Annotated in this window: 10 protein-coding genes and 3 pseudogenes; 10 read left to right on the forward strand and 3 right to left on the reverse strand. The window is 42.6% G+C overall.

Going from position 1 to position 17206, the window contains the following annotated elements; genetic code table 11:
- Positions 1–160: 160 nt before the first annotated feature.
- Positions 161–748, reverse strand: coding sequence for a TetR/AcrR family transcriptional regulator (locus tag MKY52_RS28225; protein WP_341055105.1), 588 nt, complete (start codon positions 746–748; stop codon positions 161–163).
- Between the two features lie 211 nt (positions 749–959).
- Here MKY52_RS28225 and MKY52_RS28230 point away from each other — a divergent pair.
- Positions 960–1862: pseudogene (locus MKY52_RS28230) on the forward strand (NADP-dependent oxidoreductase); the annotation flags it as partial.
- A gap of 633 nt (positions 1863–2495) precedes the next feature.
- Here MKY52_RS28230 and MKY52_RS28235 read toward each other — a convergent pair.
- On the reverse strand, positions 2496–2699 hold the full coding sequence (locus MKY52_RS28235; RefSeq protein ID WP_445671039.1) for a hypothetical protein: 204 nt from the start codon (positions 2697–2699) through the stop codon (positions 2496–2498).
- A gap of 438 nt (positions 2700–3137) precedes the next feature.
- Here MKY52_RS28235 and MKY52_RS28240 point away from each other — a divergent pair.
- From MKY52_RS28240 to MKY52_RS28250, 3 genes and pseudogenes are all read left to right on the forward strand, one after another.
- Positions 3138–4675: pseudogene (locus tag MKY52_RS28240) on the forward strand (spore germination protein).
- A complete protein-coding gene (locus MKY52_RS28245; RefSeq protein WP_341055111.1) occupies positions 4672–5778 on the forward strand; it encodes a spore germination protein in 1107 nt (368 codons plus the stop codon). The pseudogene MKY52_RS28240 and the gene MKY52_RS28245 overlap by 4 nt, the downstream one beginning before the upstream one ends.
- On the forward strand, positions 5759–6961 hold the full coding sequence (locus tag MKY52_RS28250; protein ID WP_341055113.1) for a Ger(x)C family spore germination protein: 1203 nt from the start codon (positions 5759–5761) through the stop codon (positions 6959–6961). The genes MKY52_RS28245 and MKY52_RS28250 overlap by 20 nt, the downstream gene beginning before the upstream one ends.
- A gap of 41 nt (positions 6962–7002) precedes the next feature.
- Here MKY52_RS28250 and MKY52_RS28255 read toward each other — a convergent pair whose 3' ends face one another.
- On the reverse strand, positions 7003–7125 hold the full coding sequence (locus MKY52_RS28255; RefSeq protein WP_341055114.1) for a hypothetical protein: 123 nt from the start codon (positions 7123–7125) through the stop codon (positions 7003–7005).
- A 349-nt stretch (positions 7126–7474) separates the two neighbouring features.
- Here MKY52_RS28255 and MKY52_RS28260 point away from each other — a divergent pair.
- The 6 genes and pseudogenes from MKY52_RS28260 to MKY52_RS28285 form a co-directional block, all read left to right on the forward strand.
- A pseudogene (locus MKY52_RS28260) lies at positions 7475–8089 on the forward strand (tyrosine-type recombinase/integrase); the annotation flags it as partial.
- An 868-nt stretch (positions 8090–8957) separates the two neighbouring features.
- Positions 8958–9884, forward strand: a complete 927-nt coding sequence (locus MKY52_RS28265; RefSeq protein ID WP_341055116.1) for a VanZ family protein — start codon at positions 8958–8960, stop codon at positions 9882–9884.
- A gap of 860 nt (positions 9885–10744) precedes the next feature.
- Positions 10745–11455, forward strand: coding sequence for a metallophosphoesterase family protein (locus MKY52_RS28270; protein WP_341055119.1), 711 nt, complete (start codon positions 10745–10747; stop codon positions 11453–11455).
- A 156-nt stretch (positions 11456–11611) separates the two neighbouring features.
- On the forward strand, positions 11612–12919 hold the full coding sequence (locus MKY52_RS28275) for a polysaccharide lyase 6 family protein (RefSeq protein WP_341055120.1): 1308 nt from the start codon (positions 11612–11614) through the stop codon (positions 12917–12919).
- Positions 12920–12940: 21 nt separating this feature from the next.
- The gene (locus tag MKY52_RS28280; RefSeq protein WP_341055121.1) at positions 12941–15295 is read left to right on the forward strand and encodes an AraC family transcriptional regulator; all 2355 of its coding nucleotides are present in this window, start codon (positions 12941–12943) and stop codon (positions 15293–15295) included.
- Between the two features lie 173 nt (positions 15296–15468).
- The gene (locus MKY52_RS28285; protein WP_341055122.1) at positions 15469–17139 is read left to right on the forward strand and encodes an extracellular solute-binding protein; all 1671 of its coding nucleotides are present in this window, start codon (positions 15469–15471) and stop codon (positions 17137–17139) included.
- Positions 17140–17206 lie beyond the last annotated feature (67 nt).

Consider the following 17206-nt stretch of genomic DNA (forward strand, 5'->3'; position numbering starts at 1 on the left):
GTAATATTATCCCTTATAAAAATACCCGGTCATGGAAAAAGATTGCTAGAATCAACCGGCGAAGTGCTCAGCGAGTGCTTGGGGGATCATCACTATGTGAATGGTTAATTGGAGGATTTCTTTACAATAGAGTAGAAGAGCCAACCAGAGAAAATTTCATTTATAGCCCCTCCTTTATCAAACTCCAGATGCGCTCAAACCTATCTTGGTAGTCTGGTAAATTCCATGATTCTTTGAAGGAAGGGAGACTAAATACCGCAAACGCTGATAGAATTGCCTCGGCACGCTCTAAGTGGGGATCTTGATAGTCCATGAACCCATCGATAATTTGGTAGGAGTCCCAGAGAACGTCACGTAATACCAGTGGATTGCTGTCCACATATTGTGTATTGAGGGCAAACATTTTGGGATTTTCGTTGTAAGCGCGTTTTTTGGCGTTAACAAAGGACCAGAGCCACTCGTGGAGCACATCCCTTGGAGTGGTTAAATTAGTTGTGTTTATTTTGATTTGTTCTGAAATCATCCGGTTGAACCAGCTTTTAGACACAGCTGCCCAGAGTTCTTGCTTATTTTTAAAATGTTTATAGAGCGCTGCATGGGTGATGCCTAATTCATCGGCAATTTGAGAGAGCGTCACTTCGGATTTTTCCGTTCGTTCAATTAATGCCTCAGCTGTTTCAATAATAAGATCTTGTGTGATTTTGGCCATTTGTTTTGGCAGGTGAAATGGGTATTTTGAAGCAATCATTTGCTATCAAGCCCAGCGTAGCACCATGCTGCCAACCCTTCTTTCTTTAATGAATTCATTAATCGTAGTATATAAACCTGCCTGTAGTGTAGCATAATACAACACCAAGTAACAATTATTGACTTTTGTAACCACGGGAATTATGCTTAATGAGCGGGTTACAAATAAACAAAAATGTAACTAACCATTTGTGTATAGGAGGTGATAAATTATGAAAGCAGCGGCTGTTAATCATTTGGAACTGCTTATCGCTACTGGGAGCGTGAAGTTAATCCAGGATTATAAGTTCCCGTTGGTACTCGGTAACGAGCTCACAGGTATTATTGAAAAGGTTGGCGAAAAAGTTCAAGGCTTCAAAGTAGGTGACGCAATTTATTCACGCCTACCTTTACAAAAAATTGGTGCTTTTGCAGAATACGCAGCGATTAATGCTGATGCTGTCGCACATTTACCACTTAATCTGGATTTTGTAACCGGCGCGGCTGCGCCCTTAACAGGATTGACGGCTTAGCAAGGTTTGCATGAAGAGTTAGCTGCTAAAGCTGGCGAAAGTGTGTTTATTCCCGGGGGCTCTGGTTCTTTTTGCCAAATGGCTATTCCTATCGCCAAAAGCATGGGGCTCAAGGTCATTGTCAGTGGTAATCCACAAGCACGTGAACGGACAATGATGGCTGGAGCTGACCAATACATTGATTACACGACCGAGAACTATTGGGAACAACTCAGAGATCTTGATTACGTGATTAATACCTTGGGACCAGGCGAATTTGATCATGAACTTTCCGTTATTAAAGCAGGTGGTCGCCTTCTTTCTTTGCGAACCGGTCCTAACAAACGATTCGCCGAGGCTATGGGCTTGTCAGGTTGGAAACAAAAGCTCTTCGCGATTGCTGGAGCGAAGTATGTCCACAAAGCCAAGAAGAAGAAAATTCAGTATCATTTCATTTTTGTTCGCAGTAATGGAGAACAATTAAAAAGAATTACAAAAATTATTGAAGAAAACGGGATTGTTCCAGCGGTGGATCCCACAGAATTCCATATTGAAGATATTAACAAAGCTCTGAATCTCGTTGCCACAGGTCATCCCAAAGGAAAAGTCATTATCCAATTTTAAAGAGAGTATCCAATGAAGACTGCTCAAATCTTGAGGTATTCCTTTCTTTCATAAATGGTCTAGTTTATGCTGCTGCAAGAAATCCGGAAAACATTGATATTCCAGGTGTTACACCAGTAAAGCTTGATATCACCAACCCTCAAGAGGTTGCCACATCTGCTCTAATCACTAAGGATGTTATGCTTTTGATTAACAATGCAGGATCATCTACTGGAGCCTCTTTGCTGGATGATGATATGGAAAAAAGACAGTTGGAATTTGATACACATTTCTTCGGTATGCTTTCCATGGTTCGTGCTTAGCCTTATGTTACAAGGTGCACTTGCCGGTGGCGTTCCTGTGCTATACCCACATATTTTTTTCTCAATTATTCGGTAAAAATAAAGTATTAGACTTTAATCAAATTTCAAAAAATGCCCATCGAACTTTATCGATTTAAACCAAAACAAAAAGAAGCTCTGAAATAACAGAGCTTCTTTTTGTTTGAAATAACGATCATTGGTTGGTGAAACCTAAACCCGTACTTGTTTGATTAGCATAGTTTTGGTTATATCCGATATTTGCGTTGTTATTACTCATGAAATTATTGGAGTTACTCTCGATTTGGTTACACACTTGAATCATTGATTGTAATTACTGGATAGCAACCTGGTGTCCTTGTAGTGCCGATTGAATCGTATTAGCAGCTTGTCTTTCACGTTGAGCTAATAGATCTAACTGATGAGCATTTTGCTGTTCTTGTTGAAGCAACCGTTGGTAATTCTGACTTGCCTGCTCCGTTTGATGAATTAGCTGTTGAATAGAGTTTTTAATTTGTTGCGTGGATTGGTATGACATTTTATTACCTCCTTTGTTTTTTTAATCTTAGATTAGATTGGTTAAATCGATATAAAATTAAATATGTAAATTTTTTCCTCCATTGCAAAAGTAAGATACCGTTTCTTTAAAAGGCTAATCCGAGGTCTTGAAAATAATCTGCACGACCTGCAAAAAGACATTTTATGTTTAAACTGCTGTTACTCAGATAATAATGGGTTTTAGAAGGAGTTTATATCCGATATTCTTCAAATTTAAATATGGTTTTTGTATATGAACATTCAACAGCAGACTACCTAATGTTGGCCTAATAGGGTGATTAAAATGTGGAAAATTATTGTTTCATACCTTCCGGAATGGAAAGTTTTTATGCAGGGTTTTATCGCATTTTTCATTCCGTATATTATTTCAAGATTTTTTAATTGGATTAGTACTTCAAAGAGGATTAATGAAAATGAAATGGTGGAAATAAAAGATGAAACATCAGACCATTTTACAAGTGATTTCACCTTAGATCTTGAACTTGTGAGGAAAAAAATCGGTCATAACTCGGATGTAAACTTTAGAGAGTTCCACATAGGAGGAACAGGCGTTTGCGCAGCAGTCATTTTTGTTGACGGGTTGTCAGATAAAGAGCTCATCGAAAAACACATTATGAAATCACTTATGGTAAGTTTTTCCGAAAAATACAGCCAGGAGTCATCTTTTGTGAAAGGGGACATTTCAAAAGAGTTTATTAAAAATCAAATCCTTTCCATTAGTGAATTAACAGAAGTGCCTGACTTAAATGATTTGGTGTCCAAAGTATTAACAGGATCGACAGCACTGTTAGTTGATGGAGTGCCGAATGTGCTAATTCTCGGTACAACCAAAGAGAAATCACGAAATATTGAGGAACCAGTTTCTGAGGTATTGGTTAGAGGTCCACGGGTAGGTTTCACAGAAACTCTAAGCGATAATACTGCCCTTTTGCGACAGCATGGTGATAATCGTGACTTATCAATCATCAATTTTCAAGTTGGACTGCGTACAAAAAAAGAACTGGTCATCGCCTATATCAAAGACATAGCTGACCCTGATTTAGTCGAAGAGCTTAAGGGCAGAATCAAAAAAATAAATATTGATGATGTACCGGAATCAGGCTATGTAGAGCAACTGATCGAAGATAATTACCTCAGTCCTTTTACACAAGTACAGAGCACGGAGCGTCCCGACCGAGTTTTTAGTGCCTTGACGGAAGGACGAGTGGCGATCTTGTTAGATGGGACGCCATTTGCCTTGATCGTTCCGGTTACATTTAGTATGCTGTTGCATTCACCGGAAGACTATTATGAGCGTTGGTTACCTACTTCTCTCCTCCGTCTTTTACGTTATTTTGCCGCTTTTATTTCTCTTTTTGGACCTTCCTTGTACATTTCGTTTGTATCGTTTCACCAAGGATTAATCCCAACCAAACTAGCCTTAACTATCATGGGAACGAGGGAAGGAGTTCCGTTTCCCGCAATAATAGAAGCACTGATAATGGAAGTAGCCATCGAAATTTTTCGGGAAGCTGGGCTACGCTCACCTAAGCCTATTGGCCCGACAATTGGGATTGTCGGCGGGCTGGTCATCGGGGAAGCTGCCGTACAAGCTGGGATTGTTAGCCCATTTATGGTGATTGTAATGGCATTAACTGCCATTTCTTCCTTTGCCATCCCACAATATAGTGCAGGGATTACATTACGCATGCTTCGTTTTGTAGCCATGTTTTTCGCTGCTATATATGGATTATACGGGGTTGTTTTGTTTTTCCTTTTCGTTTGCAGCCATTTGGTGAAGTTGAAGAGTTTTGGTGTGCCTTATATCAGTCCGATCGTTCCTTATCGAGTAAGTGATTGGAAAAACTTTATGGTTCGTATACCACTTATGATGAAGAAACGCCGTCCAAGATAATGTATACGAAAGATTCCATTCGCAAAGGAATAGTCGCTATGAAAGGAAATAACCAACCATGATAATCAGTTCAAAAGATCGAATTACGACTTCACAAGCAGTTGTTATCCTCGTCAATTATATTCTTGCAGCGGGGATTCTCACACTGCCCCGAGTATCAGTGGAAAAGGTGAAAACGCCAGATGTTTGGATTAGCGTTTTCTTAGGAGGGCTGATCGCAATGATTGCAGGGGTAATCATCGTGAAATTAAGCCAGCAGTTTCCAGGAAAAACTTTTTATCAATACTGCCAAGAAATTGTGGGTAAATGGGTGGGCGGGATCCTTAGTTTAGTTATTGTTGGTTACTTTTTTACAATTTCAGCATTTGAAGTCAGAACAATGGCAGAAGTAACAGGTTTTTTTTTGCTGGAAGGTACTCCCACCTGGGGTATGATCCTGCCGTTTTTGTGGGCAGGCCTCTATCTGATCATAGGCGGGATAAACCCAATCGCCCGTATGTTTGAAATAATATTCCCTATTACGATCATCATTTTTTTGCTGGTTACCTTTATGAGCTTAGGAATATTTGAGATAGATAATCTTCGCCCGGTTTTAGGTTTGGGGATGCTACCCATGTTAAAAGGGATAAAGACAGCCTCACTCGCATTTTTAGGTCCTGAAATTATGTTGCTTCTTGTAGCGTTTTTGAAACAGCCTAACAAAGCTGTAAAAGTCGTTCTAGTTGGGATATCCATCCCCTTGATCTTTTACGTTTTAACCGTGGTAATGGTAATAGGAGCCTTATCTGTGGATGGAGTGGTCACAAGGACATGGCCTACACTTGATCTTATAAGAAGTTTTGAAATAACCGGTTTAATTTTCGAACGATTTGAGTCTTTGTTGCTTGTGATTTGGATTATGCAAATTTTTGCAACATTTACCATTACCTACTATTCGGCTGCATTAGGGCTAGCTCAACTCTTCAAAAAGGACATTAAACCATTTATATATGGCTTGATACCGATTATTTACATAATTGCTATGTTTCCGAAAAATATCAATGATCTATTTAAACTTGGCGATAGAATTGGTAATGTCGCCATATTTTTATTTGGCGTCCTGCCACTAATCTTACTTTCAATTTCAAGATTGAAGGGTGAAAAGCATGAAACTAAGTCATCATAATGTACGGTTCTTCTTGGTTTCGCTGATATTTCTTATACTCCTGCCTCTTTCAGGATGCTGGAGCAGTAAAGAAATTGAAAGCTTAGGACTAGTTGCAGGTACTGCAATGGATTTAGAAAAAGGAGAAGGTATTGGGGGAGAGTTGGAACAAGAAGACAGTTATCCTAATAGAGATCTGTTTATTATAACCAATCAATTTGTCACCTCAGAGACAACTGGAACTGGAACAAAAGGAGGTTCATCACAACAAAAGGCTTATAAAAACGTTTCTGAAACAGGCGATGCCATCCTTCCCACTTTACGTAATATGATATTAAGAATCGACAAACGTGCTTTTGCTGAACATTCAAAAGTGATTGTCATTGGAGAGGATCTTGCACGTACTTTGAATCTGCAACAGATTTTGGATTTTTTTCTTAGGGAAATGGAGATAAGACCAAGTGGTTTCATTCTAATCGCAAAAAATCGTGCAAGTATAACACTAGAATCGAAGGAACCAAAAGACATTCCAGCGTATCAACTCGTTGAAATTATACAAGGTCACAAAAGAACCACAAAGATTTTGCCTCCTATGACATTGGCCAAATTAGAGGGAAAGTTGCATTCAGGATCCAGTTTTCTTTTGCAAAATGTGATCTCGGCGAATGGGAAAAATAAATTTGCAGGAGCTGCTGTGATTGAAGGAAAGACAAAAAGATTGCGTGGTTTTTTGAATGAACAGGAATTACAGGGCTTAACCTGGATAACCGGAAAGGGGAAAGGCGGCTTAGTTGAAAGCATTGATGAAGAGACAGGTCAGCCAATTATATACGAAGTATTGAAAATGAAAAGTAAAATTATACCTTATGTTGATGGAGACAGCATCTCATTTAATATAAAAATCGAGTCTGAAGGAAGAATTGCTGAAAATTGGATTATTTCGGAGGAAGCATTTAAAAATGAATTTCTGAAAAGAGCTGAAAAGGCTGCTGAAAACAAGGTGGAGCGTTTGGTGAAGAATGTATTAGAAAAAATACAACAGGAATACAAAGTAGATGTTTCTGGGTTCGGAAATAAATTGAGAATTGAATACCCTTATGTATGGGAAAAGGTCAAAAAGGATTGGGATCAAACATTTAGTAAAGTTCCTATCAAGTATGAAGTAAAATTAACCATCAAAGACTATGGGACAGTAGGTAATTGATGCCTTATGTTCAATAACTACTGAATCACTACTCTGGAACTTTAGTTTTGTCGTGCCCAATTCTTATAGCCTTTCAGTTCTTCACGGAATATAAAAATCCAGTGGGAAGCCAAAGCTTTAACGTTACCATTCCAGTTAAATCCGCTATGACATACAAATGGCATGGGAAGGCCTCCCAGACATAAAGGGTTATAAAGAAGAAGCCGCGCATATCGCAGCTCCTTCTTTATGTGCGCCTAACATGTGCGCTATCTATAGGGTTTAAGTCCCGAATGGAGAAAGCAGTAGCAGCCATTATCTTAAGGCAAAGGTGTCCACCGTGAGGTGGAATCTGAAGGAAGCCAGTGGAAATCTCCGGTTTGAGGAACACGAACTTCATAGAAGGCTAGTGTACGTTGGATGAGGTTACCTGGGAGATCTGTGCGAAAGACGAAATACCCTCGTAACCCTGCCCGTCTATGTTCAGCCATTCCGCAGTGGAACTTAACTAAAGCCCGCCCTTCCTTTACACTACTTGATTCTTTGACAGTACGAGAAGTAGAAAATTTTCATACTTTTCTGGAATATACGTTAGGCAATTCTGAAGTTACAATAAATCGTAAGCTTTCCTCCCTAAAGTCGTTATTTGATTAACTTTAGAACAAAGCAGAAACTCCAGATTGGAAGCCGTATTTGCAGCGAAATGTAATATTCTTGGTTCAGGTCTTCGGTTATCTGAAGTTGTAGGATGTAATCATGATGATCTTGATCTTCTTAAAGGCCTGGTGAGAGTAATACGAAAGGGCAACAAAGAGCAATACGTGTATTTTAGTGAGCGGGCATTAATGGATTTAAACAATTATCTAGAAGTTAGAGAATCACGGTATAAACCAGATAAATCAGCATCGTTCTTGTTTATGGCTGCACCGGTTGGACGCAAAGGAACTAATCGCCGTTTAAATCAAAGATCTATTGAGAAGCTTGTTGAAAAATACGCACGAAATTGCTTATGGAAAGCCGGCCTTATCCGTGCATGCGTTAAGGCACTCATTTGCAACTTCATATCATAAGGAGAATAATGATGTACCTAGATTAAAGAATCAATTAGGACATTCATCTATTCAAACCACAATGATTTATACACATTAAACTGACGAAGAGATGCGAATAGCAGTTAATAAAATGGACCAATTATAAATACTGAATAGTATAGATTAATGACACAAAGTTCCCTTCTTGATAGGTGAAATACCTGTTTAACTTGAAATGAAATACATTATACTATATAAAATCCCTAAGTTTCTTACTTAAACAGCGGATAGTAGGGGACTTTGTGTCAATCAATGTAAGAGGACAAGAACATATGCCTATTGAAATCCACGCTGGGCAGGGTTTTATTAATTTATAGGTACAAGTTCTTGTCCTTTGCTCGAGACAAGAACTTGTACCCTATTGCCGAAAATGGACAAGAACATGATCCTATTGCCACGAGCCTTATTTTGGTAAAATTAAACCATTCCTATGGGAATCACGAATTGGTACGAGAGATTTTGGAGCGATATCCAAACAGGAGTAACCAGTACTTCAGCAAATACTGAAGAATTTTTCGGCGTTTTCTAAGAAAAGCATGTAAGTAACAAGAATGTTGTACGAATAATATCCGCGATAATCGCGGTATTATCGGAATATATTATTGTCATTTCTCATTGTCAAGATTATGTCCCGAATACGTTTGAGATCAAGAATTTTTCCCATTTTCCAATAGATAGATTAAAATTGTTCTATTAGCGAGGGTAACATTTGCATTGGTCTTTCGATGGCTCACAGCATAAAACCAAGAAAGATGGAGATATTCAAGTCCAGAGTGTGATGAGTAAAGGCATGATTTCGGATTCAATCTTTTACAAACAAATCGTTTAATAAGCTTTTAAGTGACTAAAATGTCACTTCAATGTCACTTTAATGTCATTTTGGGAAGATATACTAAACCCATCGATGAATTATTAAAGGAGATATTATGGAAGTGAAATTACGGAAACTCCTCTTTGTAGGAACAATTTTGTACACGCTGTTGATATTATATTTTATGTTTTTTGCTTTCAGTAGATTAGATCATTGGAACAGCGATTATGGATACACATTTATACTTGTTCCAGAAGGAGTTCCACTTCGATTTCCAAAACTAACTTTTTCATGGGTATACAACTTTGGAAACATTGCTGCCTTTATCCCTTTTGGAGTAGTAATTCCTCTGTTGTATCGTTCCAGTTTTGGGAAGTTCATATCCTTTTTTGTCTTGACGATTCTCGTTCTGGAAACGATGCAAGCTTTAACTCATCTTGGCAGCTTTGATGTAGATGATGTTATATCCAATACATTAGGTGCAGCGATTGGATTTATCGCCTATAAAGTTGGATGTTCTTCAAAAATTTCTTATAAAAAGCTTATTGCTTCAGCCCTATCTATTGTTGTTCTTCTTGTTGGAGTAATCGTGATCTCGGAAACCATCAATTATGTTGTAGCGAAAAGAGAAAGCCCAATTCAAGCATTACACGATGTGAAAGAAATGAATGGAACCATGCCTATGACTGAAAATCTTCCAAGTTTCACCGTAGCAGGCAAGAAAATAGAACCCAAAATGAACGTGTATTACAGTGAAGGGGATAAAAGAAAATCATACACCTACATCTTGGGGAACAAAAAAGATGTGACGTTCTATTCTTATTTTGGCATTCCAGACAAGGGAGATTCCAAGGGAGAACTCACTATATTGGTAGATGGAAACCAAAGAGTTCATTATCAGTACAATGAACAATATAATAATGGAGCAGAACCTTTAAATATACCATTTTATGACAAGGTGAACGAAATTACGATTATCGTTTCCGGGAATGCTAAACTATGGGACGTTGGATTCAGTGAAATGAAGCATTGGTGGGAGTGAAGAACAAACACGCAACATATAGAAACCGCGATAATCGCGGCAAGGCTGTCAGGAAAGTCTCGACAGCTTTTTTTATATCATAACCATTTAATACAGTACCGCGTTAATGTTACCAAATGATTGTCCAATACGTTTCATTGCGTCCGCTCGTGACACGTCCCGGACCACCTAAGAGTATGAGAATACACCAAGCTGGAAGCGATTCAGGGCTAAGCGTATATTTTCGTTAAAATGTTGGCGGGTCCCCCAACTATAGGATTCTGTGCATATAAGATCTGACCTACAAAATTGGCTTCAAGCAATATATGACCAGGGCAAGAAACATAATAATTAAAATGAACATAGGGAGTTGCGAAAATGAAATCTTGCTAAAACATCTAAGGTCGGATGTCGTTTTGTTTATTTCTCCAAATGAAAAGGATCATGTTGTTGATGCTTTTGTTTTAAGAATATTGAATGCTGTATATAAAAATAGCAACAGAGATGTTTCTATGCATATTCGTGAGATGTGAGTGACTTTTTTAAGATTTGATGTTCATTCCAAAAATTGGAGATAAGAAGTTAGAATATTTGATGGCGATTTTAGCTTTTGACGATTTATCAAGGTTTCATCTTTTTATATAAAGGAGGGAGAGTGCACTCGACAAATGGGAGAACACATAAATCCGAAATGTCGGAGTGTTTGCTGCTGTCTTCGGGAGACAGCATTCCGCATTTGCCGGGAGTGAACCGATTGAACATGGAATTAAAAAACGAAGAGAACAGCCTGATACGCATTTCATGCCAGGCGATACAGCTATCTGGGCGGATGTGGTGACGGTACTGCTGAGAATGTTGAATCTTAAGGAGTTGAATCGATTATGAAAGCTTTAATTATTTCGGATATTCACAGCAACGTCAAGACACTGGAATCGATCCGCAAGGCAGAATCCGACTGTGACGTGATTTATTGCGCGGGAGATCTTGTAGACTACGGACCTTTCCCACGGGAAGTTATCGATTGGGTGCATAAGAACGATGCGAATTGTGTTCGCGGCAACCATGACGACATTATTATCGACCTGTACCGAAACGGAAATAGCGGTCATGATGTGGCAGAGGATGAGATCAAGTGGGCGCATTACAATGCAAGGCTGCTCGGCGAAGCGGAAATTTCCTTCCTCGAAAGCATACCGGTCTACTGCACATTCGAGATGGACGGCTATAGCTATACAATGCAACATCTGTACGAAAACTATTTGACGATTGATAGCTTGCCCAAGTACGATGCTTTCTGGGCGGAACGCAACGTCAGGACAATTGGGACCAAAGAGGATCGCCGCATTATTTTCGGACATACGCATCGCAGATGCATTCATTATTTGAGTGACGACAGTTTGTGGCTGAATCCGGGAAGCGTGTCCTACCGCCGTCGCGACGATCCGTCGAAAGAAGCGCACTATTTCACGATTACCGATGGCAAAATAGCGATGAAAAGTCTTGTCTATGACCGCACGCCTTTGCTCGAAGCGGCACAAAAGTTGCTGTTGAAAGAAGAAGAGATGAAGGTTGCGTACTTCTTTTTCGGGTAAGCGGGCGGCAGAGCAGGCAACAACAATGGGGACGTATCCACGATTTGGTGTCGGGATACGTCCTTTCTCATTTATTGTACACCGGCAGGTTGCGATTTAAAGCTTGCAAGGCGGTAATTCCCGCTCATTTTTGCGCCTCAGTTTACATTTTTATGATTGCTTCATTTTTTTACACTATGGCATGGGAAACGTATCTTTCATAATAGAGGTTGTGAAGTTGCGGATATGATCCTGCAGAGGCTGCGGTTCATATCCGCCTATTCTATAGGAAGCAGGTGGAAAATGACTACTATTTATTGGGTATCGAGTAGCGACGAGTTGGCGGCAGCCATTGGCCGGGCAGAGCCTGGTTCTTCGATCTTGTTGGCAGACGGCGTTTACGAACGGAATGAAGACTATATTATTGAAGGCAAAGTAGGATCGGACACCGCAATATTAAGCATTCGCGCTGTAAATAAAGGAAAAGCGATAATCGCTGGAGAATCAAGTATACGCATCTTGAACTCTGCTTATGTAGAGGTATGGGGACTGCATTTCCAGGTCGGGCAGCGTGAATCTATCATTCTGGACGGTTCGCGGCATGTGAGGATTGCGCGGAATAGATTTGAGCCGCGACAGGTTGGGGCGGAGTATAGCCTGCTGTCTGTGCTGGGAAGCGGCAGCGGCTGGAACCGGATCGAACGCAACGAGTTCGGGCCAAAGGCCGACCTCGGACCGCTCGTTGTTTTTGATGGCGACGGTGAACAAATCTCGCAGCATGATGTCATTGAATATAATTATTTTCATCATATAGGCCCGCGTGTCGTCAATGGGCTTGAAGCGATCCGGCTCGGCCTGTCCGGTATCTCTCTCTCGAACGGCTATATTACCATTCAACACAACCTGTTTGAAAATTGCGACGGAGAGCCCGAGATTATTTCGATAAAAAGCTGCTATAATACAGTTCGGTACAACACGTTCCTTAACTCCGCCGGCCAAGTGACAGCGCGTCACGGACATGGAAATCGCTTTCATAATAATGTATTTATCGGCGATGGCGTGAAGGAAGAAATGGGTGGATTTCGCATTTACGGAAACGACCATCACATTTTTGATAACTATATGGAAAACTTGACGTTGGATGCGCTGCTCATTGACGGCGGCAACTACGATGGCGGATCGGACGGCTATCCCGAGGGGCCGACGCAGGAGGAACTGAGGAAACATTGGCGCGTCTATCGAGCCAGTGTAGTGAATAATACGATTGTCAATTGTCGTCACGGCATTACGCTCGGCAAGCGGATTCCTTATGCGCCGGAGCAATGTGTAATCGCTTACAATCGAATATACGGCAAGGAGCAGCCGGCCATCTATGAATACCGGCCGTCTCCGGTGGTTTGTATTAACAATCATAAAGCGGATGTCGCGGATATTCGTTGTCCGGCTATTCTGACAAGAACTGACGTCGGTCCCGATTCCGACTAAAGCTAATATGGAGGAGAACCTATGGCCCAAACTCGAAACCGGTGGACAATCTATCTGAAGCAGCTCCGGCATAAAAATCGCAGCGTATACATGACCTGGATGCTTTCCTACGTCTCAGTGCTGCTCGTGCCCATTCTGATCAGCGGCGTTATATACGGCGCGACGCTGAACGTTGTAAAGGCTGAAATTAACCGTGCCAACCAATCTATTCTTCTTCAGATGGAGCAAGCCATAGATAGCCAGTTCAAAGGAATCGAGAATCTAAGCCTCGAGGTGAGCCTCAACAGGCGAATCGCAGCATTTATTTCGGCCGATACCAATCTGTCTGATTCGGACCACTACGATGTATACCAAATCGCTAATGATTTGCGCGTATACGAAATCGCTAACGATTATCTTGAAGGTATTTATATTTACTACAAAAATAGCGATACGGTCATCGCCCGCAACAACCGTCTGAACATCGAAGCGTTATACGACCATATTCGCCTTGAAGAGCATATGCCGTTCCAGTCGTTACGAGAATATTTTGACCAAGGGTACATTAAAGGCTACCACTCCGTTGTTGTGTCTGAAGAGAATGAGTGGCGGCCTACGGTCATGTATGCCCAAAATGTGAACTCGACAATCATGAATCAACCTGGAGCTGTCTTGCTGTTCATGATTGACCGCAGTAAGCTGCTAGAGCAAGCTTCGGCACCTGAGAAAGGTACGATCTTTATTCTGGATGAAGACAACCGGTTCATTGCGTCTACGGGCGAGTCGCTGTCGGATCCTGCTCTATTATACAGCGATATGTCGAAAGAATCGGGACAACTTGAGATCGAGACTGCCGGTCGTCGGCTTGTTGCATCCTACACAACCTCCTCCATTACGGGATGGAAATATGTGATGACGCTGCCGGCGAACGTATATCACCAGAAGATGAACGTGGTAGAGCAATTGACGATCGCCAGCATCTTGCTTTGCCTTATTGTTGGCGGTGGCGTGACCTATTGGCTCCTCAAACGGAACTACCTGCCGATCCATGCGCTGATCCAGAGCTTGTCGTTCAAGGCGGGTTTTACCTTTGATCGCGGCTCCAATGAATACTCCTTTCTGGAGCAGGCGCTGAGCAGCACCTTCCATGAGAAGGAGGAGCTTCATTACAAGCTGAATCAGCATAACAATACACTCAGATCGCACTTTTTGCAGCGGCTGCTGAAGGGGCAACTCGACAGCCATATCCCGTTGCACGAATCGTTCTCAGCCTATGATCTGCGTTTCCCGCTGGGCGGATTTTCTGTTATATTGCTGCGCATCGAGCACTTCGGCAAGTTCCATCGGAAGGATGAGGATCAGGTCCATAATAAGCGGTTGCTGCAATTCCTGATCGCCAACGTGGTCGAGGAGGTCGCGCGAAAGTCAGTAAACGCCTATGCGGTAGAGCTGGACCAGGAGTTACTCGCCTGCATCGTCAACCATCAGCTTGCATCGCCGACGGAGCAGCGGGGGGAGCTGGGGCACATCGCGGAAGAAACGATGTCGTTCATCTCCAATCATGCCCATGTCCAGTTGACCGCTGCCATCAGCGCACAACAGGAGGGCGAATATGGCATCTTCCAGGCGTTCCAGGAAGCGATTGAGGCGATGGAATACCGTATCATTGCAGGCAGCGGGGGCATTATTCATTATGGGAACCTGAGCGGCAACGACAACCTAGGGGCTGCTCCAGGTGGTTATTTTTATCCGCTCAAGGCCGAGCAGCAATTGATCGTTATGGTTCGCGAAGGGCAGCTTGATAAGGCGAAAGCCTTCGTCGGGGAGATCATTCAGAAAAATGTGACGACGGAGCCGTTTCCTTTTCATACTGCCAAATGTCTCATGTTCGATCTAATGGCTACGCTGCAAAAAGTAATCGGCGAAATCCGCATCGCGGGCAAGCCGGATATGCCTGACGGAGTGCGCGCCATCGAACGACTGATGCAATGCCAGACGGTAGGGGAGATGCGCAGCCAACTTTACGATATGCTAGAGCTTCTGTGCGACTACGTTAATAATAACCGCGAATACTGCAGCAATCCGCTAATCGATAAGGTCATGAAATATGTCAACGAGTATTACCAGGACGAGAACCTGAACATTTCGATGATCGGGGAAGCCTTCTCCATGACGCCGTCGTATGTTTCCAAACTGTTCAAGGACCTTGCCGGCGAATCTCTGCTCGATTATATTAACAAGACGCGGCTGGTACAGGCCAAATTGCTGCTTATCGGCGGGAAATATACGGTCAGCGAAATATCGCTGAAGGTTGGTTACAACGATGTGAATACCTTCCACCGCATATTCAAAAAATTTGAAGGGATAACGCCCGGGCGCTACAGGGAAGTCAAGTAGCTCTAGGGCTTTTCTTTTCAAGAAAAAGTAGCAAACATACGGTTTTGTTACCCTAATTTTTGAGAAATTGCAGTATATTTTAGGTTTTAACGATAGCTTGCGGCACCGGATTAACGATATGTTGAAAGCGTATTCACACCAACTTATTCGAGACGAAAAGAACGGAGGGCACAATGGCGAAAAATCGCAACATCAAGACTCATAAGAGGCTGCAGTTCACACTGGGGATCGCAATGGTACTTTCATTGTTGTTAACCGCATGCTCCAGTAATGGGGGCTCTGGAAACAAGGATAAGACAGAGCCGACTCAAAACGCCGTCAGCAATAAGGGCGGCGAGGGCGTAAGCAAAGGCAACGAGGGATCGGATATGCCGGTGTATCCGCTGGATACGAAAGATACTTTCTCATACTGGGCTCCAATCAACGGAAACCTGATTACATTTACAACGAATCTGGCGGAAGCGCCGATCGGAAAGGCGATTGCAGAAGCTACCGGCGTGAAAGTGAACTACATCCATCCGACCGAAAGTCAAGCTGAAGAGCAGTTTAATTTGTTGCTGGCTTCCAGCAAGCTGCCGGATGTGCTGGAGTACGACTGGAGTATTTATCCGGGTGGACCGGAAAAGGCGATTTCAGACGGGGTTATCGTACCGCTAAACGATTTGATCGACCAATATGCGCCTAACCTGAAGAAGATGCTGGAAGCTAATCCAGAGCTGGATAAAATGGTGAAAACCGACAGTGGCCAATATTACGTCTTCCCGATGGTGCGAAACGAGGAAGGATTAGTCTTCCGCGGACCAATGCTGCGCAAAGATTGGTTGGATGAGCTAGGGCTGCAATTGCCTGTAACGATAGACGATTGGCATAAGGTTCTGACGGCGTTCAAAGAGAAAAAAGGCGCCGTAGCACCGCTGACGGCGCTATACGCGAACAAAATGAATTTGCAGGACGCGTTCTTCGACGCATACAAAACATCGCACGGCTTCTATATTGACGACCTAGGCAAAGTGAAATACGGTCCGTTAGATCCGCAATACAAGGATGTTATGACGCTGTTCCGCCAGTGGTATTCCGAAGGGCTGATTGATAAAGACTTCCCGATCGTCGAGCGCGACACGCTGGATAAGCGGCTTCTGAACGGTGAGTCCGGCGCGACTGTTTTCCTGCTGGGCGGCGGCATGGGCAAATGGCTGGAGTCCGGTAAAGCCCAAAATCCGGCTTTTGATCTTGTAGCGGCTCCTTATCCGGTATTGAAAGCAGGCGAAAAACCTTTCACCGGACAGCGTGATTTCAAATATAACCCGAAAGCAAGCGCGGCCGTGACGACATCGGCGAAAGACCTGGAAACGATCGTAAAATGGCTGGACTTCGCATTTAGCGAGCAAGGAACCATGATGTACAACTTCGGCGTTGAAGGCGAAAGCTACACGATGGACAACGGCGTTCCGAAATTTACCGATATGATCGTAAAAAACGATAAGTACACTTCACAGCAGATGTTGGCGCAGTATACGGTTCCGAACGGTCCATTTCCGATGCATGAGCAAAAAACGACCAACACGTTCCCACAACAGGACGAGGCGGTCCAGATTTGGTCGGAGACTGATGCGGCGAAACATATTTTGCCCGCGTTCATTACGCCTACTGTAGATGAGAGCAAGAAGGTAGCGCAGACGATGACGGCAATCAACACGTATCTGGAAGAAATGTTCATCAAATTTGTAATGGGCAACGAGCCGCTCGACAAGTTCGACAGCTTTGTAAAGCAGCTGGAAGATATGAGGATTCGTGATGTAATCGACATCTATCAAGGCGCTTTGGATCGCTACAACAACAGATAACTCCATGTATCGTCCCACGGCTGGCTGCGGGCTGCCGTGGGGCAAGGGAATGGTGCAGCCATCCCCT

Origin of the sequence: Paenibacillus sp. FSL P4-0184, assembly GCF_038004625.1 — a bacterium.
Taxonomy (GTDB): domain Bacteria; phylum Bacillota; class Bacilli; order Paenibacillales; family Paenibacillaceae; genus Paenibacillus_AQ.